At 36.1% G+C, this 26,776-nt stretch carries 20 protein-coding genes and 2 tRNA genes; 9 read left to right on the top strand and 13 right to left on the bottom strand.

Features of this window, described 5'->3' with window-relative positions; genetic code table 11:
• The 3 genes from QZ657_RS08590 to QZ657_RS08580 all read left to right on the top strand — a co-directional run.
• A partial coding sequence (locus QZ657_RS08590; protein WP_291966271.1) for a Calx-beta domain-containing protein occupies positions 1–2,881 on the top strand: 2,881 nt, incomplete at its 5' end.
• Positions 2,882–2,889: 8 nt separating this feature from the next.
• On the top strand, positions 2,890–3,870 hold the full coding sequence (locus tag QZ657_RS08585; RefSeq protein WP_291966270.1) for a type IX secretion system membrane protein PorP/SprF: 981 nt from the start codon (positions 2,890–2,892) through the stop codon (positions 3,868–3,870).
• An 11-nt stretch (positions 3,871–3,881) separates the two neighbouring features.
• Positions 3,882–5,792 carry an OmpA family protein gene (locus QZ657_RS08580; RefSeq protein WP_291966269.1) on the top strand — a complete coding sequence of 637 codons (1,911 nt, stop codon included), beginning with the start codon at positions 3,882–3,884 and terminating at the stop codon, positions 5,790–5,792.
• 21 nt (positions 5,793–5,813) lie between these two features.
• Here the strand turns inward: QZ657_RS08580 and QZ657_RS08575 are convergent, their stop codons facing one another.
• From QZ657_RS08575 to mutS, 5 genes are all read right to left on the bottom strand, one after another.
• A complete protein-coding gene (locus QZ657_RS08575; protein ID WP_291966266.1) occupies positions 5,814–7,064 on the bottom strand; it encodes an NRAMP family divalent metal transporter in 1,251 nt (416 codons plus the stop codon).
• Positions 7,065–7,112: 48 nt separating this feature from the next.
• Complete coding sequence (locus QZ657_RS08570; RefSeq protein WP_291966265.1) at positions 7,113–7,748, bottom strand: vancomycin high temperature exclusion protein; 636 nt, start codon at positions 7,746–7,748, stop codon at positions 7,113–7,115.
• 125 nt (positions 7,749–7,873) lie between these two features.
• Positions 7,874–7,960 (bottom strand) — tRNA-Leu (locus tag QZ657_RS08565).
• A gap of 42 nt (positions 7,961–8,002) precedes the next feature.
• A tRNA-Gly gene (locus tag QZ657_RS08560) sits at positions 8,003–8,074 on the bottom strand.
• Positions 8,075–8,171: 97 nt separating this feature from the next.
• Positions 8,172–10,754: a DNA mismatch repair protein MutS gene (gene mutS, locus QZ657_RS08555; RefSeq protein ID WP_291966264.1), complete on the bottom strand. Its 2,583-nt coding sequence runs from the start codon at positions 10,752–10,754 to the stop codon at positions 8,172–8,174.
• 166 nt (positions 10,755–10,920) lie between these two features.
• Between mutS and QZ657_RS08550 the strand changes: the two genes are divergently transcribed.
• A complete protein-coding gene (locus QZ657_RS08550) occupies positions 10,921–11,451 on the top strand; it encodes an RNA methyltransferase (RefSeq protein WP_276471595.1) in 531 nt (176 codons plus the stop codon).
• A gap of 118 nt (positions 11,452–11,569) precedes the next feature.
• Here the strand turns inward: QZ657_RS08550 and folK are convergent, their stop codons facing one another.
• Complete coding sequence (folK, locus tag QZ657_RS08545) at positions 11,570–12,712, bottom strand: 2-amino-4-hydroxy-6-hydroxymethyldihydropteridine diphosphokinase (protein ID WP_276471596.1); 1,143 nt, start codon at positions 12,710–12,712, stop codon at positions 11,570–11,572.
• 71 nt (positions 12,713–12,783) lie between these two features.
• On the opposite strand from folK, the gene sppA reads away from it, so the two are divergent.
• From sppA to QZ657_RS08530, 3 genes are read left to right on the top strand one after another with little or no spacing between them, the layout of a single operon-like run.
• Positions 12,784–14,544, top strand: a complete 1,761-nt coding sequence (sppA, locus tag QZ657_RS08540; RefSeq protein ID WP_291966263.1) for a signal peptide peptidase SppA — start codon at positions 12,784–12,786, stop codon at positions 14,542–14,544.
• A gap of 3 nt (positions 14,545–14,547) precedes the next feature.
• Positions 14,548–15,264, top strand: a complete 717-nt coding sequence (locus tag QZ657_RS08535) for a queuosine precursor transporter (RefSeq protein ID WP_291966262.1) — start codon at positions 14,548–14,550, stop codon at positions 15,262–15,264.
• A 33-nt stretch (positions 15,265–15,297) separates the two neighbouring features.
• The gene (locus tag QZ657_RS08530) at positions 15,298–18,039 is read left to right on the top strand and encodes an AsmA-like C-terminal region-containing protein (RefSeq protein ID WP_291966260.1); all 2,742 of its coding nucleotides are present in this window, start codon (positions 15,298–15,300) and stop codon (positions 18,037–18,039) included.
• Here QZ657_RS08530 and QZ657_RS08525 read toward each other — a convergent pair.
• Positions 18,032–18,826: a DUF2797 domain-containing protein gene (locus QZ657_RS08525; RefSeq protein ID WP_291959943.1), complete on the bottom strand. Its 795-nt coding sequence runs from the start codon at positions 18,824–18,826 to the stop codon at positions 18,032–18,034. The genes QZ657_RS08530 and QZ657_RS08525 overlap by 8 nt on opposite strands.
• Before the next feature lie 78 nt (positions 18,827–18,904).
• Between QZ657_RS08525 and QZ657_RS08520 the strand changes: the two genes are divergently transcribed.
• Complete coding sequence (locus QZ657_RS08520) at positions 18,905–20,419, top strand: GH3 auxin-responsive promoter family protein (RefSeq protein ID WP_291966257.1); 1,515 nt, start codon at positions 18,905–18,907, stop codon at positions 20,417–20,419.
• 254 nt (positions 20,420–20,673) lie between these two features.
• A complete protein-coding gene (locus QZ657_RS08515; protein WP_276471602.1) occupies positions 20,674–21,231 on the top strand; it encodes a hypothetical protein in 558 nt (185 codons plus the stop codon).
• An 80-nt stretch (positions 21,232–21,311) separates the two neighbouring features.
• Here QZ657_RS08515 and clpX read toward each other — a convergent pair whose 3' ends face one another.
• From clpX to QZ657_RS08485, 6 genes are all read right to left on the bottom strand, one after another.
• Entirely contained in the window at positions 21,312–22,547 is a 1,236-nt protein-coding gene (gene clpX / locus QZ657_RS08510) for an ATP-dependent Clp protease ATP-binding subunit ClpX (RefSeq protein WP_276471603.1), read from the bottom strand.
• Between the two features lie 88 nt (positions 22,548–22,635).
• Positions 22,636–23,316, bottom strand: coding sequence for an ATP-dependent Clp endopeptidase proteolytic subunit ClpP (clpP, locus tag QZ657_RS08505; protein ID WP_036151998.1), 681 nt, complete (start codon positions 23,314–23,316; stop codon positions 22,636–22,638).
• Positions 23,317–23,404: 88 nt separating this feature from the next.
• Positions 23,405–24,727, bottom strand: coding sequence for a trigger factor (tig, locus tag QZ657_RS08500; protein ID WP_276471604.1), 1,323 nt, complete (start codon positions 24,725–24,727; stop codon positions 23,405–23,407).
• A gap of 100 nt (positions 24,728–24,827) precedes the next feature.
• Positions 24,828–25,175: a phage holin family protein gene (locus QZ657_RS08495; protein WP_276471605.1), complete on the bottom strand. Its 348-nt coding sequence runs from the start codon at positions 25,173–25,175 to the stop codon at positions 24,828–24,830.
• A 26-nt stretch (positions 25,176–25,201) separates the two neighbouring features.
• Positions 25,202–25,978 carry an alpha/beta fold hydrolase gene (locus QZ657_RS08490; RefSeq protein WP_291966255.1) on the bottom strand — a complete coding sequence of 259 codons (777 nt, stop codon included), beginning with the start codon at positions 25,976–25,978 and terminating at the stop codon, positions 25,202–25,204.
• A complete protein-coding gene (locus QZ657_RS08485) occupies positions 25,975–26,688 on the bottom strand; it encodes a pyridoxine 5'-phosphate synthase (RefSeq protein WP_291966253.1) in 714 nt (237 codons plus the stop codon). The genes QZ657_RS08490 and QZ657_RS08485 overlap by 4 nt, the downstream gene beginning before the upstream one ends.
• Between the last annotated feature and the right edge of the window lie 88 nt (positions 26,689–26,776).

The following is a 26,776-nucleotide window of genomic DNA, read 5'->3' as shown; positions in this document are numbered from 1 at the left end:
GGTTTCAACCGGAGAATTTACCGTAAGTTTAAGTGCTCCCAATAATACTACTGGTCCAATAATAGTTAACTATAACATTTCTGGTACAGCTGATAATGATATTGATTATGACGAAATAAGTGAAAATGCCGTAAGTATTCCAGTTGGCGAGCAAGAGGCTGAAATTGAAATTTCGCCTATAAACGACGCTATTCAAGAAGGGACTGAAACTGTAATCTTGACTTTAATTAATGGTACGGGGTATGATTTAGGAACTGCGGCTACGAGAACGGCGACTGTTGAAATTGACGATAATGATCAGGCTACATTGACAATTTCAGATGAATCGTTAAATGAAGATGATGCAGCTGGTGAAATGATTTTTGATGTGGTTTTGGATTTGGAAGTTGTAGGTGGTACAACCGTAACTTATTCCTTTGCTGATGATACGGCTACAGAAGATGAAGATTACACAGGGGTCGGCGGTTTGCTTACTTTTGATGGAGATGCAGGTGAAGTACAACAGATTACAGTGCCGGTTATCAATGATGCTATTTTAGAAAATACGGAAACATTTACGGTTCAATTAGGGATACCGACTAATAATGTACAAAGGGGAAGCAATGGTTCTGCTATAGGTACTATACAAGATGATGATAATTGTGTTGCGGCGCCTACTTTAGATACTTCGGTTTCCAATATCTATTGCGTAGAAACGGCAGGAGATGATTTTTCTGCGAACTTATTCGATTTTACAAGTAGTACGGCTCCTGCCGGTACGGTTTTAACTTGGAGTAGGGTTTCTAATCCGTTGAATACCAATTCACACTTAACGGTTGCTGAGGCTCAAGATGTTGATTTACCTGCATCATATTATGGTTTTTTCTATGATGAAGCCAATAATTGTGCTAGTGGAACTATAGAGGTGCAAATTGTTCGTAATGTGTTGCCACAGTTAACCGAAATTAACGATAACGAACGTTGTGGCCCTGGTACATTGCTGTTAAGTGTAGAGCCAACTGATGGCGCCTCTGTAAATTGGTATGATTCTTTAGATGCGGTTACGCCTATAGCAATGGGTGAAACGTTTACGACTCCTTCATTGAACGCTACGGCTACTTATTACGTTGAAGCTACAGAGAACGAATGTACTACAGAAAGGCAGCCTGTTGTTGCAAGAATAGGTTCACAGGCAACTACCGGAACGGCAACAAACGGTTCTATTTGTAATGTAGCTGCGAACGGACTTACAACTATTGATTTAGATACGAGACTTTCTGGTGCTGATCCCGGAGTTTGGATTTTTGTTTCTGGTCCTGAAACAGATGTTGATATCAGTTCTACCAATGTTGTAGATTTTGAAGGTGCTACTTCTGGTGCTTATATATTTAGCTATACAACAACTAATTCTACGGCACCTTGTGAAAACCTTACCGTAGAGGTCACTATAAACGTAAGCGATTGTGAAACCGATGATGATGATGACGGTCTTTTAGGTGGTCAGGAAGTAGTTCTTGGTACTGATTCTACTAATGAAGATACAGATGGTGACGGTATTAATGATGGTGATGAAGTTGGTGATAATATCGATAATCCTTTAGATGAAGATGGTGATGGAATAATAGATGCGCTAGATTCGAATACGGAAGATGCGGATAATGATGGTGTTAATGACCAGCAAGATCCTGCAAATAACAATCCTTGTATTCCCAACCGTTTTAACGGTAGCTGTGATACGGATGGTGACGGGGTTTCAGATTTGGACGAACAGACCAATGGCTCTGATCCAGATGATCCTTGTGATCCAGTGGCAACGCCCAACTGCGATGATCCTATAGATTTAGAGGTGCTGAAATCTGTTGATAATGTTGATGCTCTAATTGGCGATACCATTATATTTAAAATATTGCTTACCAACTTATCGGATAGAACAGCACGGGCTATTGTTGTTGGCGATCTTTTAGAATTAGGTTTTGATTTTGTTTCGGCAGATGCTCCTGAGGCTACAGAGTATGATGAGGTATCGGGTAACTGGACTATTTCAGAGCTAGCGGCAGGAATATCTTTAGAATTATCCATTACCGTAGTAGTTGCAGAGCAAGGTCCGTATACCAATACAGCTGTGTTGTTAGAATCTATTCCTTCGGACAATAACCCGGAGAATGATGAAGCTACGGTTGAATTAAGTACTGAAGCGCCAGAAGGCGTTGATCTTAAAATTGAAAAAGAAGCTCGTCCAGATACGGTATTGGTTGGTGATGAAGTAGAATTTATTATTAGGGTTACCAATGTTTCGGAATCTGATGTGGTAACGGACATCGTTGTCAGCGATTTAATTGCTATTGAAAACGGATTTGAATTTGTTTCTGCTGAGTCAGACTTTAACGGTACATATGATGAGATAACCGGTAATTGGAATATTCCGACTTTAAATAGGGAAGAGACTGCAACATTGATTATAAGAGCAAGGGTTCCTGCCACCGGATCGTTTACAAATACCGCAAACATTATTAGGTCTACGCCTAGAGATGGTAATACTGAAAACAATGAAGCTACGGTAACGGTCGAGGTAATAGAGAAAAGCCCTGCCGATCCAGGATTTCTTTACAATCAATTCTCCCCTAACGGGAATAACCAGAATGAGGTTCTTCGTATCAATAGAACTATGACCGATCCCGTCACCGGTGTGCACGTAGAGGTTAATTTGCAATACAAAATAAAAATTTACGATCGCTACGGAAACCTTGTTTTTGAAACAGAAAAAGTAAACGATAGCGATGTTTGGGACGGTACTTATGAAGGTAAGGAATCACCAAAGGGAACTTATTTTTATATCATGAACTATAGTGTTAATAATCAACCTGCCGTAATGGAAAAAGGTTGGATACAGCTTATTAGATAAAATAAATTATGGATTATAACTTTTATAAACCGAGTTATACTATTGCTTTAGTGCTATTTTCTCTGTTAAGCTTTAAGGCAATTGCGCAGAAAGAACCACAGTATACACAGTACATGTATAATATAGGTAGTTTTAACCCGGCTTATGTTGGTACTGTTGAGAATCCTGAATTTTCAGGTCTGTACAGGGCACAATGGATAGATATACCTGGTGCACCCAGAACATTTCGTTTTGGTGCTAATTTGCCGTTTAAGAATGAAAAAGTAGGTTTGGGAATAAATATCGTAAATGATGAATTGGGGCCTGCAACACAGACCTATGCGGATATTTCTTATTCATACCAAATTATGGTTACGGATGAGACAAAATTATCGTTTGGTATCGATGCAGGAGGCTCATTCTTAAATGTTGATTTTTCTAAGGGAACTTTTGAAAACCCAGGTGAAAATCTCAATGATGAAATGCTTACCAAATTCTATCCAACGGTGGGCGCCGGTGCGTTCTTATACTCAGAAGATTGGTATCTAGGTGCTTCGGTACCCAACTTCTTGACAGAAGGCATATATAATGATGAGATTGCGTCCATAGTAGAAGATAAAATTCAGTTTAACTTTATTGGTGGTTATGTTTTTGAACTTTCGGACAATTTAAAGTTCAAACCTGCCTTCTTGGTAAATACCATATCCGGCTCACCGGTGAACGTTAACCTATCAAGTAATTTCTTGATATCCGACGTCGTAACCGCTGGGGTTTCTTATCGATTGGATAATGCTTTTAGTGGTTTGGCTGGTTTTCAAATATCCAATACCTTGTTTGCAGGATATTCATATGATTACAATACAAACTTGCTTGGAGACTTCAATAATGGCTCTCACGAAATTATACTTAAGTTCTATTTAGGTAGAAAGGGACCTTCAAAAAGCAAGAGTAGTAGTGATAAGAATGCCAAGGGTAAGCCTAAACAAGTAGATTCGCCTAGATTCTTTTAAAGAGAACGTAAATGAAATTTAAATTAATCATAGTATTACTGCTTTTTGTACCATTTTTTGGTACGGCACAAAACAAAAAGTCTAAAGCTGACGATCTTTTTTATGGCTATCAATATGAAAAAGCTATTGAAGCGTACAAAAGTGAAATGCAGAAAGATTCATTGACCAACCATCAATTGTTAAATCTTGCAGATTCTTATTTCAGTACCGGTAGGTTTGATAATGCTTCTGAACTTTATTTAAAGGTAAATAGGAACGATACTATTATGTCTGTAAACAGATTTAATAAAATGTTGCAGAGTCTTTCTAAAAATTCGGAAAAAGATAGGGTTAAGATGTTTTTGAAGTCAAAAGCGGATAAATTGTCTCCTGAACTTTTGGAGAATGCCGAATTTAATTACAGCTTATTGGATATTCCATCGAATATGGATAATAGTCTTGTGCGTGATTTAGGTATTAACAGTGCTCAAGGAGATTTCTCGCCTGCTTTTTATAAGAACGGAATATTGTTCAGTAGTAGTAGAGGTAGAAACAGTAAAAATGTATATGAGCCTACCGGTGAATCTTATTTAGATATCTATTTTGCAAGATTAAGCACAAACAATACCTTGGAAGATGTTGAGAATTTCAAAGAAATTCCGGCAACTGAATTTCATAAGTCTACACCTTACTATTCTGAAAAGTTGGAAACGTTTTTTTATATTCTATCCAACGAAGAAGACGGCGAGCTTAGATATGACGAGAACGGTAAAAATGCTCTGGCGATCGGTACACTTGCAAAGAATAATAGATTTAGATTTATATTAAAGGATTTAAGTACTTCCTTTTACTACCCTTACTTTGATGATGCTACCGAGCGTTTGTATTTTGCCGCTAATTTTGATGATAGCTACGGTGGTACAGATCTATATTATGTGTATACGAACAACGGGCAAATTATGTCTGCGCCAATTAATTTAGGTCCTAGAATTAACTCACCTGGCAACGAAATTGCACCGTACGTTTTTGATGGTAGTTTATACTTTTCTTCTGATATATTCTATGGACTTGGTGGAATGGACATATACAAGGCCAATATGTTGCCCAATGACTCCTATACCATACCCGTTAATTTAGGTGCGGGAATAAATTCTAATGCAGATGATTTTGGATTTATTATTAGAAATGTTGAGAATACAGGCTTGTCAGGTTTCTTTGCTTCTAATAGAGAAGGCGGTAAAGGTGGTGATGACCTTTATGGTTTCGAATTTAAAAATGCACCTGGTTTAAAAACATTTGCTCTAGGTGGTAAAGTGGTCAACCTAAGAAATAAGGTTGGTTTAAAAGGTGCTCAGGTAAGATTGTTGAATCAACAAGGCGATATTTTAAAAGAAGTTATAGCTGGTGAAGACGGTAGCTTTAGATTGGAGATACCATGGACATCTCAAGTTACCATACAGGCTATGAACGATGGGTATTCTATATTCTCCACGACATACTCTGAGGAGGGCATGGAAGAAATACAGAATACATCTTTTAATATGGGTCTTGCAAGAATGGAAGACTTGGTGACACAAAAAGAAGATAAAACGGTTATAAAACTTAACAAATTCTATTTCGATAAAGGTAAGTCGGTAATAAACGCTCAGGTGGAAAGTGAATTGAAGAAGGTAATAGATGCCGTTGAACGTTTTCCTCAAATGAGACTAAGAATACAGTCTTATACGGATACTAGGGGAAGCAGTTCATCCAACAAAAGATTATCACAGGCTAGGGCCGATGAAATTAAAAACTATCTTCTGAGTAATGGATTGAGCTCGAACAATATTATCGAGGCAACTGGTTATGGCGAAGAAAACATTGTAAACAATTGTGTTAATGGTGCCTATTGTCTGGATTTTCTTCACAAACAGAATGAACGTACGTTATTTGTCGTAGAATGATGATGTTCATTTTTATATTGTTTAGATTACAATAACGTAGAAATAATAAATTGCAAAGCACGAGAGAAATAAAATACCGGCGTAGGTAAGTATTTTTAATCTTCTACCGGGTCGTAATTTTGGGTCTATATCGTTACTGGTCACATTTTTAAGATTCATGTATCCTATGATGGGGGCTACGACAAAAGAAACAAAGGTTGCCAGGGCTACCAAATTACCCATATTGGCGCTAAATGCTGCTATAACTACAAAATTGATAATGGTCAAGACCAATACTGCAATAGCGAAAGCTGTTTTGGTAATGTACCATTTATTTTTTGGTCTTAATAGAGAGATAATATCCAAACTTACTCTAGCTAAAGCGTCATGAGCGGTCATACAAGTACTGAACATAGTGGCAAAAGCCGAAATGGCGATAAAGAGATAGGCCCATGATCCAATATGCTGGGTAAATAATTTAACTACTTGATCGGCAAAACTTACCGCATTGTTACTTAGTTGCATATTTGTGCCATAGAGGGTAAACCATCCTATGATCATGAAGAAAATAGCCAATATGGCCGTAATGGTATATCCTATATTAAATTCCTGTAAAGACTCTTTTAGGCTGGGCTTACTTTGAGTTTTCCATTTTTCTATACTCCATAAACTAATCCAACTAGAGGCTTCTACACTGGTTGGCATCCATCCAATGAGTCCTATTAAAAATAATATTCCCATTTCGTTGAATATTGGTAAAGGTTCAAAGCTTGGGGCATGTGCAACCGGTCCTTTCACCAGTACTAAAATGGTGGTCACCAATAGAGCAACGAACAGTATGCTGACCACGAATTTTAAACTAATTTCCAAAAACTTATATTTTCCAAAAATGAGTAACGCGCTTATAATTAAAAATAAGACCAATGCTATCATGGTTATTGAATTATGGCCAATACCAAATAGATTCATAAAAAGCCCAGCGGTAACCGTATACAAGGCCGCTAAGATAGTGAATGTAGTTACTAAGGTAATTAAGGCATAAAACCACAAATACCCTTTACCGCAGTTTAAATAGCCTTCTATTAAAGTCTTGTTAGTAACATTTGTATAGCGAACACCGAATTCAAAGAAAGGGTATTTTAAAATGTTTGCCAGAATAATAGGTATGACCATTACCCAGCCATATTGTGCTCCTGCCTTGGTAGATAAAACTAGATGAGATGTGCCAATGGCCATACTAGCAAACAAAAGTCCGGGACCTAAATTTTTTAGAATTGTTTTAAAATCGAGCATTATAAACGGTTTGGTTGGTGCTCTTAAATTTAGTCTATTTAATATTACTTATTTAATTTCTATAGTAGTGCCGTAAAATTTGGGTTGTGTATTCAATATCATATCTATGAATACTTTGACCCGGGCAAGGTATTCCCTTATTTGCACTTTTAATCCTTGACTGGTAGAAACATCTTTGGCATTGAAGCCTATTGCGTTCAAGCCCTTTTGTTTGGCTATATAAATAGCTCTTTCATTGTGAAACTTTTGTGAGATTACCGTAACGTTGTCCAGGCCGAATATAAATTTTGCCCTGAACATGGAATCTAATGTACGAAAACCTGCATAGTCCAAGAAAATCACTTTTTCTGGGATGCCCGCTTTTACCAAATCTTTTTTAAATGTATCCGGTTCGTTATAATAAATGCTACCGTTATCTCCACTAACAAGAATAAATTTGATTTTACCTGCATTATAGAGTGCTTTGGTAGCGTTTATGCGATACGTATAGTATGGGTTTGGGGATCCGTCAGTTAATCTGTTAGAGGTGCCTAAAACTAGTCCGACGCGATTAGTTGGAATTAAAGATATATCTGAGTACGTTCTTTCTTCTGCAGTGTTTGAAATTATGCTGTTACAGGCAAATATCATCAATATTAATACGATAAATAATAACGCGGATATTTTTAATATTTTTTTTAGCATGTAATCTATATCGTAACTAAAGTTAATGAATAACTACATGATTTAAATTATTAAAAATTCTTTTTGGGATTCGGTTGCCCCTTTAAAATAAAAAACCCCTGAAATCAATTGATTTCAGGGGTTTGTGGTACTCGAGGCGGGACTTGAACCCGCACGCCCCAAAGAGCACAGGATTTTAAGTCCGGCGTGTCTACCAATTCCACCACTCGAGCAAACTTAGCATTAAAAAAATGTTGACGGGCAACATTTTTTTGAGCGAAAAACGGGATTCGAACCCGCGACCTCCACCTTGGCAAGGTGATGCTCTACCCCTGAGCTACTTTCGCAAATTTAAAAGAACGTGCATCTCTTAAAAGATGCGGGTGCAAATTTAATACAATTCTGTAAAAACCAAAGTAAAAATGTGCAAAAGAATTAAAATAATTACGAAGTTGCTTTTTTGTCCTTGGTTAACAGCCTTTTAATCTCATTTAATTTCATTAAAGCTTCTACCGGTGTAAGCGTATCTATGTCTAAATGCGTAATTTCTTCCTTGATTTCTTCCAATAATGGGTCATCTAAATTAAAAAAACTGAGTTGCATTTCATCGGCATCACTTTTAAGTTTATCGCCAACATCTTCGCTAACATGTTTGTTTTCCAACTTTTTCAAAATCTTGTTTGCTTTCTGAATTACTTGTTGGGGCATGCCCGCCATTTTGGCCACATGAATACCAAAACTGTGCTCACTACCACCTGGAACCAATTTTCTTAGAAATAAGACAGTGTCTTTTAGCTCTTTAATGGCAACATTATAATTTTTAATGCGATTAAAGGTATTGGTCATTTCATTGAGCTCATGATAATGTGTGGCAAACATTGTTTTTGCTCTTGCGGGGTGCTCATGCAGGTATTCTGAAATTGCCCAAGCAATAGAAATACCGTCATAGGTACTGGTACCTCTCCCTATTTCATCCAGTAGCACAAGGCTACGTTCAGAAAGATTGTTTAGAATAGATGCCGTTTCGTTCATTTCTACCATAAAAGTAGATTCGCCCATTGAAATATTATCACTGGCGCCAACCCTTGTAAATATTTTATCTACTACACCAATTTTAGCCGTTTCCGCAGGTACAAAACTACCCATTTGTGCCAGTAATACTATTAAGGCGGTTTGTCTTAACAGTGCAGATTTACCACTCATATTAGGTCCGGTAATCATTATAAATTGCTGATTGGAGCGGTCTAATTGTAAATCATTGGTAATGTATTGCTCACCTAATGGAAGTTGCTTTTCTATAACCGGATGTCTACCATCTGTTATCTCCAAATCCGTAGAATCGTTCAAGGACGGACAGTGGTAGGCATTTTCTTTGGCTAGTTGGGCAAAACCACAAAGGCAATCTAATTGTGCAATTAAATAGGCATTATTCTGTACCGGGGAAATATATTCTTGCATCCAAACTACCAATTGGGAGAATAGTTGTTGTTCCAAGGTGGTGATGCGATCTTCTGCTCCTAATATTTTTGCCTCATATTCTTTAAGCTCATCTGTAATGTAACGTTCGGCATTTACCAAGGTCTGTTTGCGTGTCCAACTTTCAGGCACTTTGTCCTTGTGTGTATTTCTAACTTCTATATAGTACCCAAAAACATTATTGGAAGCTATTTTAAGGGAAGTTATACCTGTTGCGGCAGTCTCCCTTTCTAGCATGTTGTTCAAGTAATTTTTGCCAGATGTTGCCAACCCTCTAAGTTCATCAAGTTCTTCTGAAAAGCCTTCCGCAATTGTGCTACCTTTCAAAATATTAACAGGCGCTTCTTCGCTAAGCATTTCCTTTATCTTCGCCCTAAGCAAATCGCAGGATTGAATTTGGTCTCCCGTTAAAGCGAGCGACTCGTTTTTAGAAGCGGTTGCCAATTGCTTTATAGGTATTAGAGCTTCTAAAGAATTTTTTAATTGTACTACTTCCTTAGGATTGACTTTGCCAGTTGCCACCTTGGAAATTAATCGTTCCAAATCGCCCATTTGTTTAATATGGTGCTGAAACTTTTCCAATATTATTTCATCATCATACAGAAAAGAAACAATCTGCTGCCTCCTTTTTATCTTTTCCAGATTTTTAAGAGGTAGGGCAAGCCACCTTTTGATCATACGCCCACCCATTGGTGAGATAGTTTTGTCTATGACATCTAAAAGTGTTACTGCATTGATATTGGTAGAATGGTACAGTTCCAGATTTTTAATAGTAAATCGGTCCATCCATATATAATCATCCTCGGCTATACGTTGTAGTTTTGATATATGCTGTAATTGGCGATGTTGTGTTTCTCCTAAGTAATGCAAAACCACACCAGAAGCTATGATGCCGCAAGCTAAGTGGTCCACTCCAAAACCTTTTAAGGTCTTGGTGTTAAAGTGTGAGGTAAGGTTTTCTAAAGCATAATCTTCTTGAAAGACCCAATCCTCTAGATAAAATAGATGATGATTTTTTCCAAATACCTCTAAGAATTCTTTTTTATGCGCTTTGGATAGTAATACTTCGTTGGGTGAGAAATTCTGTAATAGTTTGTCTATTTGTTCTTCGCTACCTTCAGATGTCAAAAACTCACCGGTAGAAATATCTACGAACGAAATTCCTATTTTCTTTCTTCCGAAATGAACGGCACAAAGAAAATTATTGGTTTTAGAGTTTAGTATGTCATCGTTCATTGCAACGCCAGGAGTAACCAACTCGGTAACGCCGCGTTTAACGATCGTTTTGGTCTGCTTGGGGTCTTCCAATTGGTCACAGATAGCAACTCGCTGACCTGCTTTCACCAATTTAGGTAAGTAGGTGTTTAAAGAGTGGTGCGGAAAACCCGCTAACTCTGTCCTTTCGCCACCGTTATTTCTATTGGTTAATATAATTCCTAAAATACGTGAAGCTTTTACTGCATCTTCACCAAAAGTTTCATAAAAATCGCCTACACGAAACAATAATAGGGCATCAGGATACTTGGTCTTGATGGTATTATATTGTTTCATTAAAGGAGTTACCTTTTTTGTCTTGCTTTTATCCGCCACTTTATTTTTTATCTCATTAATTTTGCTCCTTCACGAAAGTATGGTTTAATCTTTTGAAATTTAATTATTGTTGATATTTCAGGATAAGTTTATATCCATTTATACCAATGAAACTGAATTGTAACGTATGAGGAAATTAAGAAATGACGAGCTGGATAGGATTGATGTTGAGGCGTACAAACTAGCTGGAAAATCTCCTATAATAATCGTTCTTGATAATATAAGGAGCTTAAATAATATAGGTTCTGTCTTTAGAACTGCCGATGCCTTTTTGATCGAAAAAATATACTTGTGCGGTATTACCGCTAAACCGCCGCATAAGGATATTCACAAAACTGCTTTAGGTGCTACGGATAGTGTAGACTGGGAGCATGTTGAAGATACCGTTACATTGGTTGATAAGTTAAGAAAAGATGGATGCCATATTGTTTCTGTAGAACAGGCAGAAAAGGCAACGCAATTAAATGACTATGCACCTGCGAAAAATAAAAAGCAGGTGCTCATTTTTGGGAATGAGGTAAAGGGCGTTGCCCAGAATGTAGTTTCCGCCAGTGATGAGGTTTTGGAAATTCCCCAGTTCGGTACTAAGCATTCTTTGAATATTTCTGTAAGTGTAGGTGTTGTTGTTTGGGATTGCTGGAGTAAATTAAATGCATAAAAAAACCTGGTCTTGGACCAGGTTTTTTAGTATAGTTTGAGTTAGTTAGTTGCACGTATGCCCTCACAATAAAAGATTTTCTTTTCATTTACGCAAGAATTTAACCAATTTATAATGGTTATAAGTTGGCTAGGGCAAAGTCTTCTATCTTTGTTAAAATAGCCTGATAATCATCTTGGTTTTTTACAAAATCTAGTTCGCTAACATCTATAATGAGCTGGTTTTCTTTAGGGTATGTCTTTAAAAAGTCAAAATATCCACGGTTGATCTTTTCTAGATATGCTAGTTCAATATTCTGTTCGTAATCCCTGCCGCGTAGTTTTATTTGTTGTAATAATCTTTCCGTGGTTTGGTACAGATAAACGTAAACTTTAGGCTTTTTAACCTCTTTGTACATAAAATTAAACACCCTTCTGTAAAGATCAAATTCATTTTGTTGTAGCGTTACCTTGGCAAAAATCAGCGACTTAAAAATATCATAGTCGCTCACCATAAAACTTTTGAATAAATCTAATTGACTGGTATCTTCCGTAAATTGTTGGTAACGATCTGCTAGAAAAGACATTTCTAACGGGAATGCATATCTGGCTTGGTCTTGGTAAAAATTTGGCAAGAACGGGTTTTCGGCAAACCGCTCTAATATTAATTTAGCATTGAAGTCTTCTGAAATTTTTGTGGCCAATGTAGTTTTTCCTGCGCCAATGTTACCCTCTATGGCAAGGTACTGTATACTGGCAAAAAATGTGTGTCTGTTCTTAAAAAGTCTTTTTATTTGCTTTGTTATAGTGCTTTTGTCCTTGCATTCCTGTAATAAATTCCTGGTGTCTTTATTGAAAATAGGATGGTAGAATTGCGGAGTAATGTCGGCAAGTGGTTTCAGGATAAATTTTCTGTCCTGCAATTTTGGGTGTGGAACCGTTAAGTTCTTTGTGTTGATAATTTCTTTCTCGTAATAGATAATATCAATGTCCAAAGTTCTGCTTTGGTAACTGCCACTTTCGTTTCTTTCCCTACCAAATTCAGTTTCTATACTTAATAATTTTGCTAATAATTCTTCGGCAGTCAGTAATGTCTGTAGTTCTAAACAGGCATTCAAAAAATCTTCGCCCTCAAAACCCCAGGACGGAGTTTCATAGACAGCGGAAACCTGCCTTATTTCACCGGCAATTTTGCCGATTTGGAAAATGGCTTTTTGCAATAACAGTCGACGATTCCCTAAATTACTGCCAATAGATAAAAATGCTGTTTTGTATACTCCCATAATATTAGGGCAAAATAACTAAAACATATTCACATTAGTTATCTTTGTTAAGTATTAAAATAAAGATTTAAATGAATTTTTTAAGAAATTTTCTTGCTTCTATTTTGGGGTGCCTGTTTGCATTTGGGATCATGTTTGTAATGTTTTTAATATTTGTAAGCTTGGTCAGTAGCGGTGAAGACACTGTTACCGTTAAGGACAACTCTATTCTGGAATTGCAATTGCAGAGACAGATTTCAGATTATACAGGTAACAATGAATTGGATCCATTTGCTGGTATTTTTAATGAGTCTCAAGGGTTAGATGAAATAATACAAGCAATTGAGGTTGCTAAAAATGACGATCGCATAAAGGGTATCAGTATCAACAATAATTTTATCATGGCCGGGTTGGCGCAAACTCAGGCTATTAGAAGGTCATTAGAAGATTTTAAAGCTGAAAATAAATTCATTTATGCCTATGCGGATTTTTTTATGCAGCGAGATTATTATTTGGCAAGTGTGGCAGATTCAGTTTTTATTAATCCCGTAGGGGTTTTGGACTTTAAGGGTTTGTCCACAGAAGTACTTTATTATAAAGAACTTCAAGAGAAATCTGGAATTAAGATGGAGGTTATTCGTCATGGAAAATATAAAAGTGCCGTTGAACCATATTTAGAGAATAACATGAGTGAAGCCAATAGAAGCCAATTGACTTCTTTATTGCAATCTCTTTGGAATTCTATGATTGTAGATATTTCAAAAACACGTTCTATTTCTGAATCTGATCTAAATGTCATTGCAGATACCTTAGGAGGAAGAACTCCTGAATATGCTAAGCGATCAGGTTTAATTGATGATGTAGTTTTTTATGATGAGTACGAAGGTAAACTGGCAAATGCGCTAATGCTTAAAAAGGATGAGGATATCAATTATAGCAAATTAGATGACTATGTAAAGTATTCGAATAAAAAGAAATTGAAATCAGGAGATGATAAAATTGCTATTGTATTTGCACAAGGTGAAATATTGTACGGTGAGGGCGGACCAAATATAATTGGGCAAGGTATTATTAACGAAGCACTGATAAAAGCTCGTGAAGATGACAATGTTAAGGCTATTGTTTTACGTGTAAATTCACCCGGTGGTAGTGCCTTGACCTCAGATATTATTTGGAGAGAGGTAGAGCTTGCCAAAAAAGTGAAACCCGTAATTGTTTCTATGGGTAATGTTGCGGCATCCGGTGGGTATTACATTGCGGCCGGCGCCAATAAGATCTTTGCCGAGCCTACTACAATAACGGGGTCCATCGGTGTATTTGGAACTGTGCCGAATATGACGGAACTGGCGGATAAGGTTGGTATTAATGCAGAGCAGGTGGGTACAAATAAAAATGCTGTGGAGTATTCGCTTTTTGAGCCTATGCAGGAAAGCTTTAAAAATCAGGTTCAAGAAAGTATTGAAGAGACATACCGTACATTTTTACAAAGAGTATCAGAAGGTAGAAATATGAGTATGGCACAAGTTGATAGTGTTGCCCAAGGTAGGGTTTGGAGCGGTACTGAAGCCTTGCAGGTTGGTTTAGTAGATGAACTTGGTAATTTAGATGATGCTATTGATGCTGCAGCGGAGATGGCCGAGCTTAGTTCTTATGGTATCAAGAAATTTCCAAAATACAAAAGCGGATTTGAACGCTTTATGGAAGATTTGGAAGGAGCAAGTATGCAGGTAAAGCAGAACTTGTTAAAAGATGAAATAGGGGATGATGCTTATAAAGTGCTTAAAGAGCTACAATCCTTTAAAGAGCAAAAAGGTATACAGGCAAGAATGCCGTTTGCATTAGATATTAAGTAATATATGACCTTAAAAGATAGAAAACTAGCACAGCGTATATATCTGTATTTGGGGGCTTTGTTCATCACTTCTCTAGTGGTTTCCAACCTTATATTTCAAAAATTTTTTTATTGGAATCCCTTCGGGGATTTCACTATTTATGGGGTTTCGCTTTTTGAAGTTTCCGTAGGTATATTGCCCTACCCGATAACCTTTCTCATTACTGATCTAATATCGGAGATATACGGTAGAAAAATGGCGAACCAGATTGTTACCGCCGGTATATTTGCTTCTTTCTTTTCTATGGGTATTATTTTGTTGGCAGAAGTAGCACCTGCAATTCCTTCTTCACCTATAAATGATGAAACTTTTACACAGGTTTTTGCCCTATCACCAATTGCAGTTTTGGCTTCGATGATCGCTTATTTGTTAGCGCAATACGTTGATGTGGCCATATATCATTTTTGGAAAAGGTTGACCAAAGGGAAGTATTTATGGATACGTAACAATTTTTCAACATTTCTATCACAATTTCTTGATACGTTTACCGTTGTGGGGTTGTTATGTGTCTTCAAAGTACTACCGTGGGATCTTTTTTTCGGTCTTGTTGTCAGCGGATTTATTTTTAAGATTTTTATAGCATTTCTAGACACCCCTTTTCTCTATTTCTTCGTATATATTATGAGAAAGCGTTTTAATCTGAAGCCAAATGAAGAATTGGATTTAGATGTTTTAGAATAAGAATTTTAAAGAAAAACAGTATAAAAATATACTATGGGTAAGAAAATATTAAAAATTGTAGGGGTATTATTAGTATTGATTATTGTTGTTTTAATCGCAGCTCCTTTCTTTCTGGAAGCAAAAATAGGAGAGATTATAAAAAATAATGTCAACCAGAATGTAAATGCCACTTTAGATTTTTCAGAGGCTAATTTAAGTTTGGTCAGTAGTTTTCCGAATGCAGAAGTAGATTTTAAAGATGTTGTTTTATTGAATAAGGCTCCTTTTGAAGGCGATACCTTGTTTAAGGCCAAGAATTTGGATTTAACAATGGGTATTATGCAATTGTTTAAAAGCGAGGGTGATGCCATAGCAATTAATGATATCAATTTAGATGGTGCATTTATTAATGTAGTGGTAGATAAAGAAGAGAATGCAAACTATGACATAGCTTTGGCGTCTGACACTTCTGCTACGGTAGAAGAGGAGACTAGTACTACAGATGGTTTCAACTTAGATTTGCAGTCGTACGAAATTACGAATACAAGAATTTATTATACAGATAATTCAACGGGTATAGTATTTAAATTAGATGATTTTCAACATAAAGGTACCGGCGATTTATCTTTGGCTACCTCTGAGTTAGATACGCATACAGATGCTTTGATTTCTTTGGAGATGGATAGTGTTAACTATTTAAACAAGAACACCATAAAGTTAAATGCGCTTATAGGTATTGATTTAAATGAAAATAAATATTCTTTCTTAAAGAATGAGGCGTTGATCAATCAATTACCATTGGTCTTTGACGGTTTTATTAAATTGAACGAGAACAGTCAAGAAATTGATTTAACGTTTAAAACGCCATCTTCGGATTTTAAAAACTTTTTAGGGTTGATACCAGAGGTGTATTCTAAAAATATAGAGAATGTTACTACTACGGGTGATTTTGCCGTTAATGGTAATTTTAACGGTATTGTTGATGAGACACATATTCCCAAATTTCATATTGACCTAATGTCAAATAATGCATCATTTAAGTATCCTGATCTACCAAAAGCTGTACGTAACGTGTTTTTTGATATTCAATTAAATAATAAAACGGGAATTGCCGAAGATACTTATGTTGATGTAAACAAGGCTTCTTTTAAGATCGATGAAGATAAGTTCAACCTTACCTCGCACATAACGGAATTAATGGGCAATACTAAGGTAAAAGCGCATGTTGATGGCGATATGAATTTGGCCAATATTTCAAAAGCTTACCCAGTGCCGGCAGAGTATGATTTAAGAGGTATGTTGAAGGCAGATATTTCCACTGCTTTTGACATGCAGTCCGTAGAGAAAGAGCAGTATGAAAAAACGAATACTATTGGCGATTTAAGCTTGACTGATTTTGAGTACAATTCTGATGAGCTTGCAAATCCTGTAAAATTTAAAGCGGCACGTTTAACTTTTAACCCTAAAACGGTTACTTTAAATAATTTAAACGGTACTACGGGTACAACGGATTTTGATGCAACCGGTACAATTAATAATCTGTTAGGGTTTATGTTCAACGATGAAAAAGTTGAAGGTAACTTTAATCTAAAATCTAACTCTTTTGCTATAAGCGATTTTATGGTTGCCGAAGCTGAGACCCCTTCGTCTGCGGGAAAGGGTAGTACATCTAATGAAGGAACCGTTGTAGAAGAAAAAATCAAAATACCTTCTTTCTTAGACGCTACAATCAATGCAGATGCCAAAAAGGTAATTTATGATGATATTGTTTTAAGTGATGTCAAGGGAGTTTTAAAAATTAAAGATGAAACTGCTACGCTCAATAATATGACGGCCGGTATGTTTGGTGGTAAAGTTGCTTTTAATGGTGATGTGTCTACTAAAAATGAGACTCCCACTTTTAATATGAAGTTAGATTTGAACCAACTAGGTATTCAAGAAACTTTTGCTTCGGTAGATTTGTTCCAAAGTATTGCGCCAATAGCTAAAATATTGAATGGTAAATTAACTTCGGATATTTCTTTGTCCGGTAATTTGACCGATGATCTAATGCCAAATTTATTATCATTAACAGGTGAGTTGTTTGCAGATCTAATGACTGAAGAAGTAAATACCGAAGAGGCGCCTGTATTAAATTCTTTGGTTTCTAACTTAAACTTTATAGATTTAAAACAATTGAATTTAAAAGACTTGAAGACTTCATTGTCATTTAAAGATGGAATTGTGGTGGTGAAACCTTTTACCCTAAACTATAAGGACATTGCAATTAATGTAGATGGAAGCCATTCATTTGACCAAAAATTAGATTATAAGGCTACCTTACAGGTGCCTGCAAAATATTTAGGTTCGGATATTACCAATTTGATTGCAAAAATTGATGACCCTTCTCTCAATGATCTTACTATACCTGTTGTTGCAAATATTGGCGGACTTTATAATAGTCCCAAAGTGTCTACGGATATGACCACCGGTGTAAAGCAATTAACTACGAAGTTGATAGAAGTTGAAAAACAAAAGTTGATAACTAAGGGTACGGATAAGGCCAAAGACCTTATAGGTGGTTTAATCAGTGGAGATAAAACTTCTACAGATTCTACCGGTCAAAAATCCACTAGTACTAAAACAGCGGCAAAAGATATTCTAGGGGGTATATTGTCAACTAAGAAAGATACCGCAAATGGCAACACGGTAAAGAAAGATTCTACACCTGTTAAAGCGGAAGAAGCTGTAAAAGAAAAAGCGAAAGATATCTTAGGTGGCTTATTCGGTAAAAAGAAAAAAGACAGTACTAACTAATTGTTAACCCTACATAATAACCTTCGCTACCTCTTACATTGAATACGGTGTTATCTTCAAAGATGAGATATTGGCCTTTTATTCCTTTTAACTTGCCTTCAAAATTAGGCGTTTTGGTCAAGTTAAGGCTTTTTACTTTAGTGGGGTATTGCAATACAGGAAACTGCATTTCTGTTTCTGAGTTAGATTCTAAGAAATAGGGTATTGCCTCTTCTGGTATATACTGCCTTAATTTATCTCGCCATTCTTGAAGATTTTCGTCCACTACATTATTGGTAAGCATAGTGCGCCAATTCGTTTTGTCACCAACATGGTCTTTTAGCGCAACTTCTGTAATACCGGCTAAATACCTATTCGGTACCTCTACAATTTCTATCGCTTCATGAGCACCTTGGTCAATCCAGCGTGTAGGTATTTGCCCTTTTCTGGTGACCCCTACTTTTACATTGCTTGAGTTGGCCAAGTAAACAATATGAGGTTGTAACTGTACTTTTTTCTCATAAGCCAAGTCTCTGTCCTCTTGGTCTAAATGCGCTTTGCTAAGTTCTGGTCTCATAATCCAATCTCCTGCAGATGGTATTTCAAAAAAGCAAGTTCGGCAAAATCCTTGTCTGTAAATAGGTCGGTCATTACCGCAGTTCAGGCATTGGTGTTTTATGAATTCTATTTTAAGTGTTCTGTCCAAAACTTGGTTTACGTTTAAAAAGTCGGATTCGAACAACATATAATATTGAATAGGACTTCCAATTTCTGTCTGCATTTTTTTTAGTACACCTTCGTATTGCATGTAAATTTGGCTTATTGAATTTCTATTTGAAAATGATAGTGAGATACGCTACTTTTAACAATACAAAGATACCTATAAATGCCAATAACCTTATTTAATTCAATAGCCTCATGGTTACTGAAAAAACGATTTCATCAGATAGAACTTTTTTTGAAATATCCTAATGAGGTTCAAGAAGAGGTTTTATTGCAGTTGCTTGAATTTGCAGAAGATACAGAGGTTGGTAGAGCTTACGATTTTGAATCTATTGAATCTTATAGAATCTTCAGGGAGCGACTGCCTATTGTGTCGTATGAAGAGGTGCAGCCTATTATAGAACGTACTAGAAAAGGTGAGCAGAATTTATTTTGGCCTACCAAAGTAAAGTTGTTCGCCAAAAGTAGCGGTACTACAGATGCCAAAAGCAAATTTATACCTGTTAGTGCAGAGGCGTTAGAAGACTGTCATTATAAATCAAGTAAAGATTTGTTATGTCTTTATTTGAACAATAATGAAAATTCCCAATTATTTACGGGTAAGAGTTTGCGCCTAGGGGGTAGTAAAGAGCTTTATGAAGATAATGGTTCTTTATTTGGTGACTTGTCCGCTATTTTAATAGACAACATGCCCTTGTGGGCAGAGTATAGTAGTACGCCAAGTAATAAGGTGTCCTTAATGAGCGAGTGGGAGAGTAAGCTAATGGCTATCATTCACGAAAGCGTTCAAGAGAATGTAACCAGTTTGGCGGGCGTGCCTAGTTGGATGCTGGTTTTAATGAACAAGGTATTGGAAGAAACCGGTAAAGAAAATCTATTTCAAGTTTGGGAAAACTTGGAGGTATATTTTCACGGTGGGGTAAATTTTAATCCTTACAAAGAGCAGTATAAAAAGATATTGCCAAAGAGAAATTTCAGATATTACGAAATCTATAATGCTTCTGAAGGCTTCTTCGCTATTCAGGATAGAAACGGAGCAGATGATTTATTATTGATGCTGGACTACGGAATTTTCTATGAATTTATTCCAATGGATGTTTATGGTTCTTTTGACGAAGAGGCAATACCCTTGTGGGAAATTGAATTGAATAAAAATTATGCCATAGTAATTACCACCAATTCAGGATTATGGCGCTATAAAATTGGGGATACGGTACGTTTTACTTCTAAAAATCCGTATAGAATAAAGGTTACCGGTCGTACCAAGCACCATATTAATGTATTTGGTGAAGAATTAATCATTGAGAATGCCGAAGAAGCATTAAAAATAGCCTGTGCAAAAACCGAGGCTGAGATAATGGATTATACGGCAGGTCCTGTTTTTATGGTAGGAAAGGAAAAAGGAGCCCATGAATGGGTGATGGAGTTTAGAACTTTGCCTAAAGATTTTGATGATTTTATAGAGATATTTGACAATGCTTTAAAATCGCTTAATTCTGACTATGAAGCAAAAAGATTAAATAATATTACCCTTACTGCACCAAAAGTTCATAAAGCGCGCAAAAACTTATTTTATGACTGGTTAAAGAAAAATGACAAGCTGGGCGGGCAACATAAGATTCCAAGACTTTCTAATAAAAGAGACTATTTAGAAGAACTTTTGCGAATGAATAAATAATGTGCTCCATTCACACTAGATTTTGACCTAATCACAACAAAGTTTTATATTTTTTCTATACTTAATTTACATTTGTCTTCTAAAATGTAGTTAATAGATTACGCGTTTGTTGTAGTTAATTTCTGGGATAGTTTTTCCTGTAAATTGGACTACAACGATAATTTTAAGCGTGTAAACAATTAAATGGGTGTTAATGGAGTTATTATTCCAACTTGCTTAAGTAAAACTTAACCAAAACTATAAATACTATTATTATGGCAGAGAGATTAGTGATTGTTTCCGATATGTGGGGTGCTAAGAAAGGACTATGGATTACATCGTACTTAGGGTATCTTCAACAATATTTTGATATTACTTTTTATGATAGTCAACAACTTGCCAATTTAGATATACTTATACAGACCGAAGAGAACGTGCATAATGCTTTTTTAGAAGGAGGCATTGACACTGCGGTATCTCATTTACTTAAAAAAGAAACGGAGCCTTGTTACTATCTAGCTTTTAGTACGGGTGCTAGTATTGTTTGGGAAGCTGCTAAGAAAGGTTTGCCGGTTAAATCTTTATATGGCGTTTCTCCTACTAGAATACGTAAAAAGAACGATAGGCCAAATATTCCTTTTCAATTGGTTTACGGTGCTAACGATGCATTTAGACCAAGTGAAGAATGGGCTGATAAACTAGGTATTGAAATGGAGGTTTTACCAAATTACGGTCATACACTATATACCGATGAGAAAATTATTCAAAAGGTTTGTATGGACTTGCTCCAAGAAGTTACTAAAATTACGCCACAGGTGAAGAAAGTGGTTTGAAAAAATATATGATTATAAAGCATAAAAAAAGCGAAGATTTAAATCTTCGCTTTTTTTTATATCTAAGAATAATTGAAATTTTAAGAAACCGCTTTTAGTTTTTTAATGGTATCGTGAGATAACATTTCTTCGGCATAGGGCTTTGTTACTTTAAAATTACTATCGCCTGAACTTGGCATTTCAAACATTGCATCTGTAAAAATAGCTTCACAAAGAGATCTTAAACCTCTAGCTCCAAGTTTATATTCAATGGCTTTATCTACTATATAGTCTAAAGCTTGGTCTGTTATGGTAAATTTAATATCGTCCATAGCAAACAGCTTTTCATATTGCTTGATAATAGCATTTTTTGGTTCGGTCAAAATAGCTCTTAACGTTTTCTTATCTAAAGGATTCATATGTGTAAGAACAGGAAGCCTTCCAATAATTTCTGGTATAAGTCCAAAATCTTTTAAATCTTTAGGTATGATGTATTGCAATAAGTTGCTATCATCTAAGAAGCTGTCAGATTTAGAAGCGCTATAGCCTACCGCTTGCATATTTAAACGCTTTGTTATTGCACGTTCAATACCGTCAAAAGCTCCACCGGCTATAAATAGAATATTTTCTGTATTTACTTCAATGAATTTTTGATCGGGATGCTTTCTTCCTCCTTTAGGCGGAACGTTTACCGAAGTACCTTCCAATAACTTTAAAAGCCCTTGTTGTACTCCCTCTCCAGAAACATCTCTTGTAATTGAAGGATTGTCGCTCTTGCGGGCAATTTTATCGATTTCATCAATAAAAACGATACCTCTTTCCGCTTTTTCCAAATTGTAGTCCGCAGCTTGCAAAAGGCGGGTCAATATACTTTCTACATCTTCGCCTACGTAACCAGCCTCGGTAAGTACGGTTGCGTCAACAATTGCCAATGGTACATTAAGTAATTTTGCAATTGTTTTGGCCATTAAAGTCTTACCTGTACCGGTTTGACCGACCATTATTATGTTACTTTTTTGAATTTCTACATCATCTTCTTGTGAAGATGGTTGTAGTAATCTTTTGTAGTGATTGTAAACTGCAACGGACATTACCTTTTTGGTGCGCTCTTGTCCTATGATAAAAGTGTCTAAAAATTCCTTTATTTCCTGCGGTTTTTTCAGAACAAGTTCAGAAGAAAGATCGTTGGTCTTTGTCTGTTTTGACTCTTCTGCAACAATGCCATGGGCTTGTTCTATACAACGGTCGCAGATGTGTGCGTCTAGACCGGCGATCAACAAGTTTGTTTCAGGCTTTTTTCTACCGCAAAATGAACATTCTAAATTTTCCTTTGCCATTATCTATCTTCTCTATTCTATTCCTTAACGATCAAAAATCGTTTTTGGTTTAAATGTCATTAAATTATTTGATTCAATCAGTCCGAAATTATTTTTTCTCCCTTACCAATATTTCATCAATCATACCGTATTTTAAAGCTTCATCAGCTTTCATCCAGTAATCACGGTCACTATCATCACGTACTTTTTCAATATCAGTACCTGAGTGTTCAGCAATAATTTGGTAAAGTTCGTCTTTCAGTTTTAAAATCTCTCTAGCTGTAATTTCAATATCACTAGCTTGACCTTGTGCGCCACCAAGTGGTTGGTGAATCATAACACGAGAGTGTTGCAAGCCACTACGTTTACCTTTTTCACCTGCGCATAATAGTACAGCGCCCATAGAAGCGGCCATACCTGTACAGATAGTAGCAACATCAGGAGTAATAAATTGCATGGTGTCATAAATGCCTAAACCTGCATATACACTGCCGCCTGGTGAATTGATGTAAATTTGTATGTCCTTTTTAGCATCAACACTTGCTAAAAACAATAATTGTGCTTGTATAATGTTGGCTACTTGGTCGTTAATGCCAGTACCCATAAAAATGATGCGATCCATCATTAAACGCGAATAAACGTCCATTGCAACTATGTTCATAGAGCGCTCTTCAATAATATTGGGCGTCATGTTCGTTGGGTACATGCTGCTCATAATAGAATCGTAATAAGTGCTGCTAATACCTTGGTCGTTTATAGCGAAATTCTTGAATTCTTTTCCGTAATCCATAAATTGTATGTCTATATTTTAGAGTAAAAAAAGGTGCCGAAAATTTCATTTCCGGCACCGTAAAGATACTTAATTTATTGTTTGGAATTTATCCGTAAACTTCTTTCACGAAATTTTCATAGGTAACTTCCTTTGTCTTAAGGTTCGCTTTTTCCTTATAAAGATTCAATAGTTTCTGACTCATCAATTGTTCCGATAGTCTTTTTACTTCATCTTGGTTGCCAAGAACCCTAGCGGCTATAGAATCTAACTCTTCCTCTTTAGGGTCAAGTTGGCCAAATTGTGCCATTTGAGAACGAATAAATCCTTTGGAAAATTCTTTCAACTCATCAAATTGAACTTGAAGGTCATTGTCACGAATTATTTTACCTTCAATAAGTTGGTAACGTAATCCTTTTTCAGATTTGGCATATTCTTCAACGGCTTGCTCTTCTGACAATGGCTCTTCACCGGTCATTTGAATCCACTTTGTCAAGAAACCGGTTGGTAATTCAAATTTTGTATTTTCAATAAAATACTCGGTAACGTCATTTAATAACTTTTGATCGGACTGCTGCTCAAATTGTTTTTCTGAATCTTCTTTGATACGCTCTTTTAATTCCTTTTCAGATTTTACGCTGTCAGGGCCAAATAGCTTATCAAATAATTCTTGGTTTAGCTCAGCTGCTTCTCTTTCGTTAATTTCAGTAATGGTAAACGTAACTTCGGTATCAAGAGATTCTGCTTTTTGCTTATCAATACCCAAAGCGCTAGATAGCATGTGGTCTTCATTGAAAAGACCTTTGGTCTTTAAAGTAACAACATCACCAACTTTTTTGCCTTTTAAAGCGTCTAAAGCTTTTTTGCTTTTCAACTTGCTGGTCTCGATCATTGTTGTGCTGTCGATCTCTTCGGCTTCATTGGTAAAAGTTCCGCTTACTTCATCGTTCTTGCTAACAACATCTTTGCTTACAAGTTTACCGTATTGTTTTTGAATACGTTCTACTTGCTCATCGATCATTTTTTTGTCTGCAACAATTTTGTATTGAGTAATTGCTTTTTTAGTTTTTAAAGAAACTTCAAAATCAGGAGCTAAACCTAATTCAAACTCAAAAGCCAATTCATCTTGGTCCCAGTCAAAATTATCTTGTTGTTTTGGTAACGGGTTACCTAAAACGTCCAACTTTTCTTCGGTCAGGTATTTGTTAAGATTGTCTTGTAACAATTTATTTACTTCGTCTACCAATACGGCCTTGCCATATTGCTTTTTGATAAGGCCCATAGGAACTTGGCCTTTTCTAAAACCAGGAATATTAGCTTGCTTTTTATAATCCTTTAAAATGGTGTCTACCTTATCTTGGTAATCTTCTTTCGTGATAGCAACTTTAACTACTGCATTTAAATCGTCTATCTGCTCTTTCGTAATATTCATTCCTTAATATCTATTTGCATGTGTAAAATGGGATGCAAAAATACTATATTTTGCAAAGTCCACCAATTTTTTAAAGTATTGAATTTCAAATCACAAGCAACTATGACTTGTCATCTTTTAACAGTGTAAAAAAGATTGATTGCAAAAATGAGAGCAAGAGGCTAAAAATCAATGCCCACCAAATGTTGCCGACCGCAAACCCATCAATAAGTTTGTCTGCCAATAATATGATTATAGCGTTAATGATCAATAGAAAAAGACCGAAGGTAATTACGGTTACGGGTAGCGTTAAAATCACCAAAATAGGTTTTACCAGCAAGTTTAAAATACTTAAAACAACTGCAACGATTACCGCGGTAATAAAGCCGTCTACAGAAACATTTGGCAAAACGTTGGCTAAAATGATCACGGCTACTGCGCTTAATAGAATTCTTAAAATTAATTTCATGGCTTATCGTATTATATGGTTATAATTTATTCTTGGTTTAAAAAGGTAACTGTTTTTTCAAAGAATTGTTTGGGATTTTCTGCATGTAACCAGTGCCCTGCATTGTCAATAGTTTCAACGGTTGCTTTAGGGAAATGACGATGTATAATTTCAAAATCGTTATTGGTAACATATTCAGATTTATCTCCTCTTAAAAATAAGGTCTGCCCATTAAAGCTATCCGTGCTATTGATGTTGTCGCCAATTTCCTCCATTTTATTGCTCAGTACTTCTAAATTAAATTTAAAGCATAACTTTTTGTCTTCGTTTCTTTGAAGATTTTTCAATAGAAATTGTCTGATGCCCGGGTTGGAAAGATGTTTTTTTAACTGTTCATCGGCATCTTTTCTTGATTTTAAATTGGTGGTATCTATAGCGTTTAAACCGTTAATTATTTCTTGATGATGTGGTGGGTAATACTTTGGTGCTATATCCGCAATGATTAATTTATTTACTCGCTCTGGGTAAGTGCGTGCAAATTGCATTGCAGTCTTGCCACCCATAGAATGACCAATTAAGGCGGTATTTTCTATGTTGTGTTCGTCTAAATAATTTAGAAAATCATTTGCAAGTATGTCGTAATCAAAATCTGGCGAATGAAAACTTTTACCATGATTTCTTTGGTCGATCAAATGTACGCAAAACCCATTTTCTGCATACAATGTGCCAAGTGTTTTCCAATTGTCCAGCATGCCTAAAAACCCGTGTAGTATGCACAGTGGTTTTCCTTCTCCTAAAATTACCGAATGTAATATCTGTTTCATTTTAACCTATGTAAGTACATGTTTACTACGTTGTCCAAGCCTAAATACAGTGCTTCGCTTATAAGAGCGTGGCCAATAGATACTTCTAGTAAGTTAGGAATATTTTTGGCAAAATATTGAATATTGTTCAGGCTAAGGTCATGGCCTGCGTTAATGCCCAGGTCTAGTTCGTTGGCACGTATGGCGGCTTCAATGAATGGTTTTATAGCTTCTTCTTTATTGTTATCGTAATCTGTTGCGTAACTTTCTGTGTATAATTCTATTCTATCTGTGCTAACCGCTTTTGCGCCCTCTATCATTTTTGGGTCTGGATCAACAAAGATCGAAGTGCGAATACCTGCATCTTTGAAGGTTTTGATAACGTCGGTCAAAAATGCTTTGTTTTTAACCGTGTCCCAGCCAGCATTAGAAGTAATGGCGTCTACAGCATCAGGTACTAGTGTAACCTGTTCTGGTTTTACCTCTAAAACCAATTCAATGAATTTAGGAACCGGATTGCCTTCAATATTGAATTCTGTAGTTACGGTTTTTTTTAAATCTCTGGCGTCTTGGTATCTAATATGGCGTTCGTCCGGTCTGGGATGAATGGTGATGCCTTGGGCTCCAAAACTTTCTAAATCTTTAGAGACCTTAAGTAAATCTGGAACATTGCCGCCACGGGCATTTCTAAGAGTTGCAATTTTGTTTACGTTAACGCTAAGTTTTGTCATTATGTCTTATTTACCTTTTAAGAGTATCAAAAATACAAATAAGGCACGCCTTTTGATATTATTAATTGTTATTTTGCGTTATATAAAG

The sequence above is a fragment of the Maribacter sp. genome (assembly GCA_020629415.1).
In the GTDB taxonomy this organism is placed as follows: domain Bacteria; phylum Bacteroidota; class Bacteroidia; order Flavobacteriales; family Flavobacteriaceae; genus Maribacter; species Maribacter huludaoensis.
Note: the sequence above shows the minus strand (reverse complement) of the source record. Positions and strands in the feature narration are given on the sequence as shown.

Bases quoted from the DNA above. Each gene is read 5' to 3' on its own strand.
- QZ657_RS08485 (WP_291966253.1), bottom strand. From the start codon at position 26,688: ATGACAAAACTTAGCGTTAACGTAAACAAAATTGCAACTCTTAGAAAT.
- folK (WP_276471596.1), bottom strand. From the start codon at position 12,712: ATGGGAGTATACAAAACAGCATTTTTATCTATTGGCAGTAATTTAGGG.
- QZ657_RS08570 (WP_291966265.1), bottom strand. From the start codon at position 7,748: ATGCTAAAAAAAATATTAAAAATATCCGCGTTATTATTTATCGTATTA.
- sppA (WP_291966263.1), top strand. From the start codon at position 12,784: ATGAATTTTTTAAGAAATTTTCTTGCTTCTATTTTGGGGTGCCTGTTT.
- QZ657_RS08530 (WP_291966260.1), top strand. From the start codon at position 15,298: ATGGGTAAGAAAATATTAAAAATTGTAGGGGTATTATTAGTATTGATT.
- mutS (WP_291966264.1), bottom strand. From the start codon at position 10,754: ATGAAACAATATAATACCATCAAGACCAAGTATCCTGATGCCCTATTA.
- QZ657_RS08495 (WP_276471605.1), bottom strand. From the start codon at position 25,175: ATGAAATTAATTTTAAGAATTCTATTAAGCGCAGTAGCCGTGATCATT.
- clpP (WP_036151998.1), bottom strand. From the start codon at position 23,316: ATGGATTACGGAAAAGAATTCAAGAATTTCGCTATAAACGACCAAGGT.
- QZ657_RS08520 (WP_291966257.1), top strand. From the start codon at position 18,905: ATGCCAATAACCTTATTTAATTCAATAGCCTCATGGTTACTGAAAAAA.
- QZ657_RS08585 (WP_291966270.1), top strand. From the start codon at position 2,890: ATGGATTATAACTTTTATAAACCGAGTTATACTATTGCTTTAGTGCTA.
- QZ657_RS08515 (WP_276471602.1), top strand. From the start codon at position 20,674: ATGGCAGAGAGATTAGTGATTGTTTCCGATATGTGGGGTGCTAAGAAA.
- QZ657_RS08535 (WP_291966262.1), top strand. From the start codon at position 14,548: ATGACCTTAAAAGATAGAAAACTAGCACAGCGTATATATCTGTATTTG.
- QZ657_RS08580 (WP_291966269.1), top strand. From the start codon at position 3,882: ATGAAATTTAAATTAATCATAGTATTACTGCTTTTTGTACCATTTTTT.
- QZ657_RS08550 (WP_276471595.1), top strand. From the start codon at position 10,921: ATGAGGAAATTAAGAAATGACGAGCTGGATAGGATTGATGTTGAGGCG.
- QZ657_RS08525 (WP_291959943.1), bottom strand. From the start codon at position 18,826: ATGCAATACGAAGGTGTACTAAAAAAAATGCAGACAGAAATTGGAAGT.
- QZ657_RS08575 (WP_291966266.1), bottom strand. From the start codon at position 7,064: ATGCTCGATTTTAAAACAATTCTAAAAAATTTAGGTCCCGGACTTTTG.
- clpX (WP_276471603.1), bottom strand. From the start codon at position 22,547: ATGGCAAAGGAAAATTTAGAATGTTCATTTTGCGGTAGAAAAAAGCCT.
- QZ657_RS08490 (WP_291966255.1), bottom strand. From the start codon at position 25,978: ATGAAACAGATATTACATTCGGTAATTTTAGGAGAAGGAAAACCACTG.
- tig (WP_276471604.1), bottom strand. From the start codon at position 24,727: ATGAATATTACGAAAGAGCAGATAGACGATTTAAATGCAGTAGTTAAA.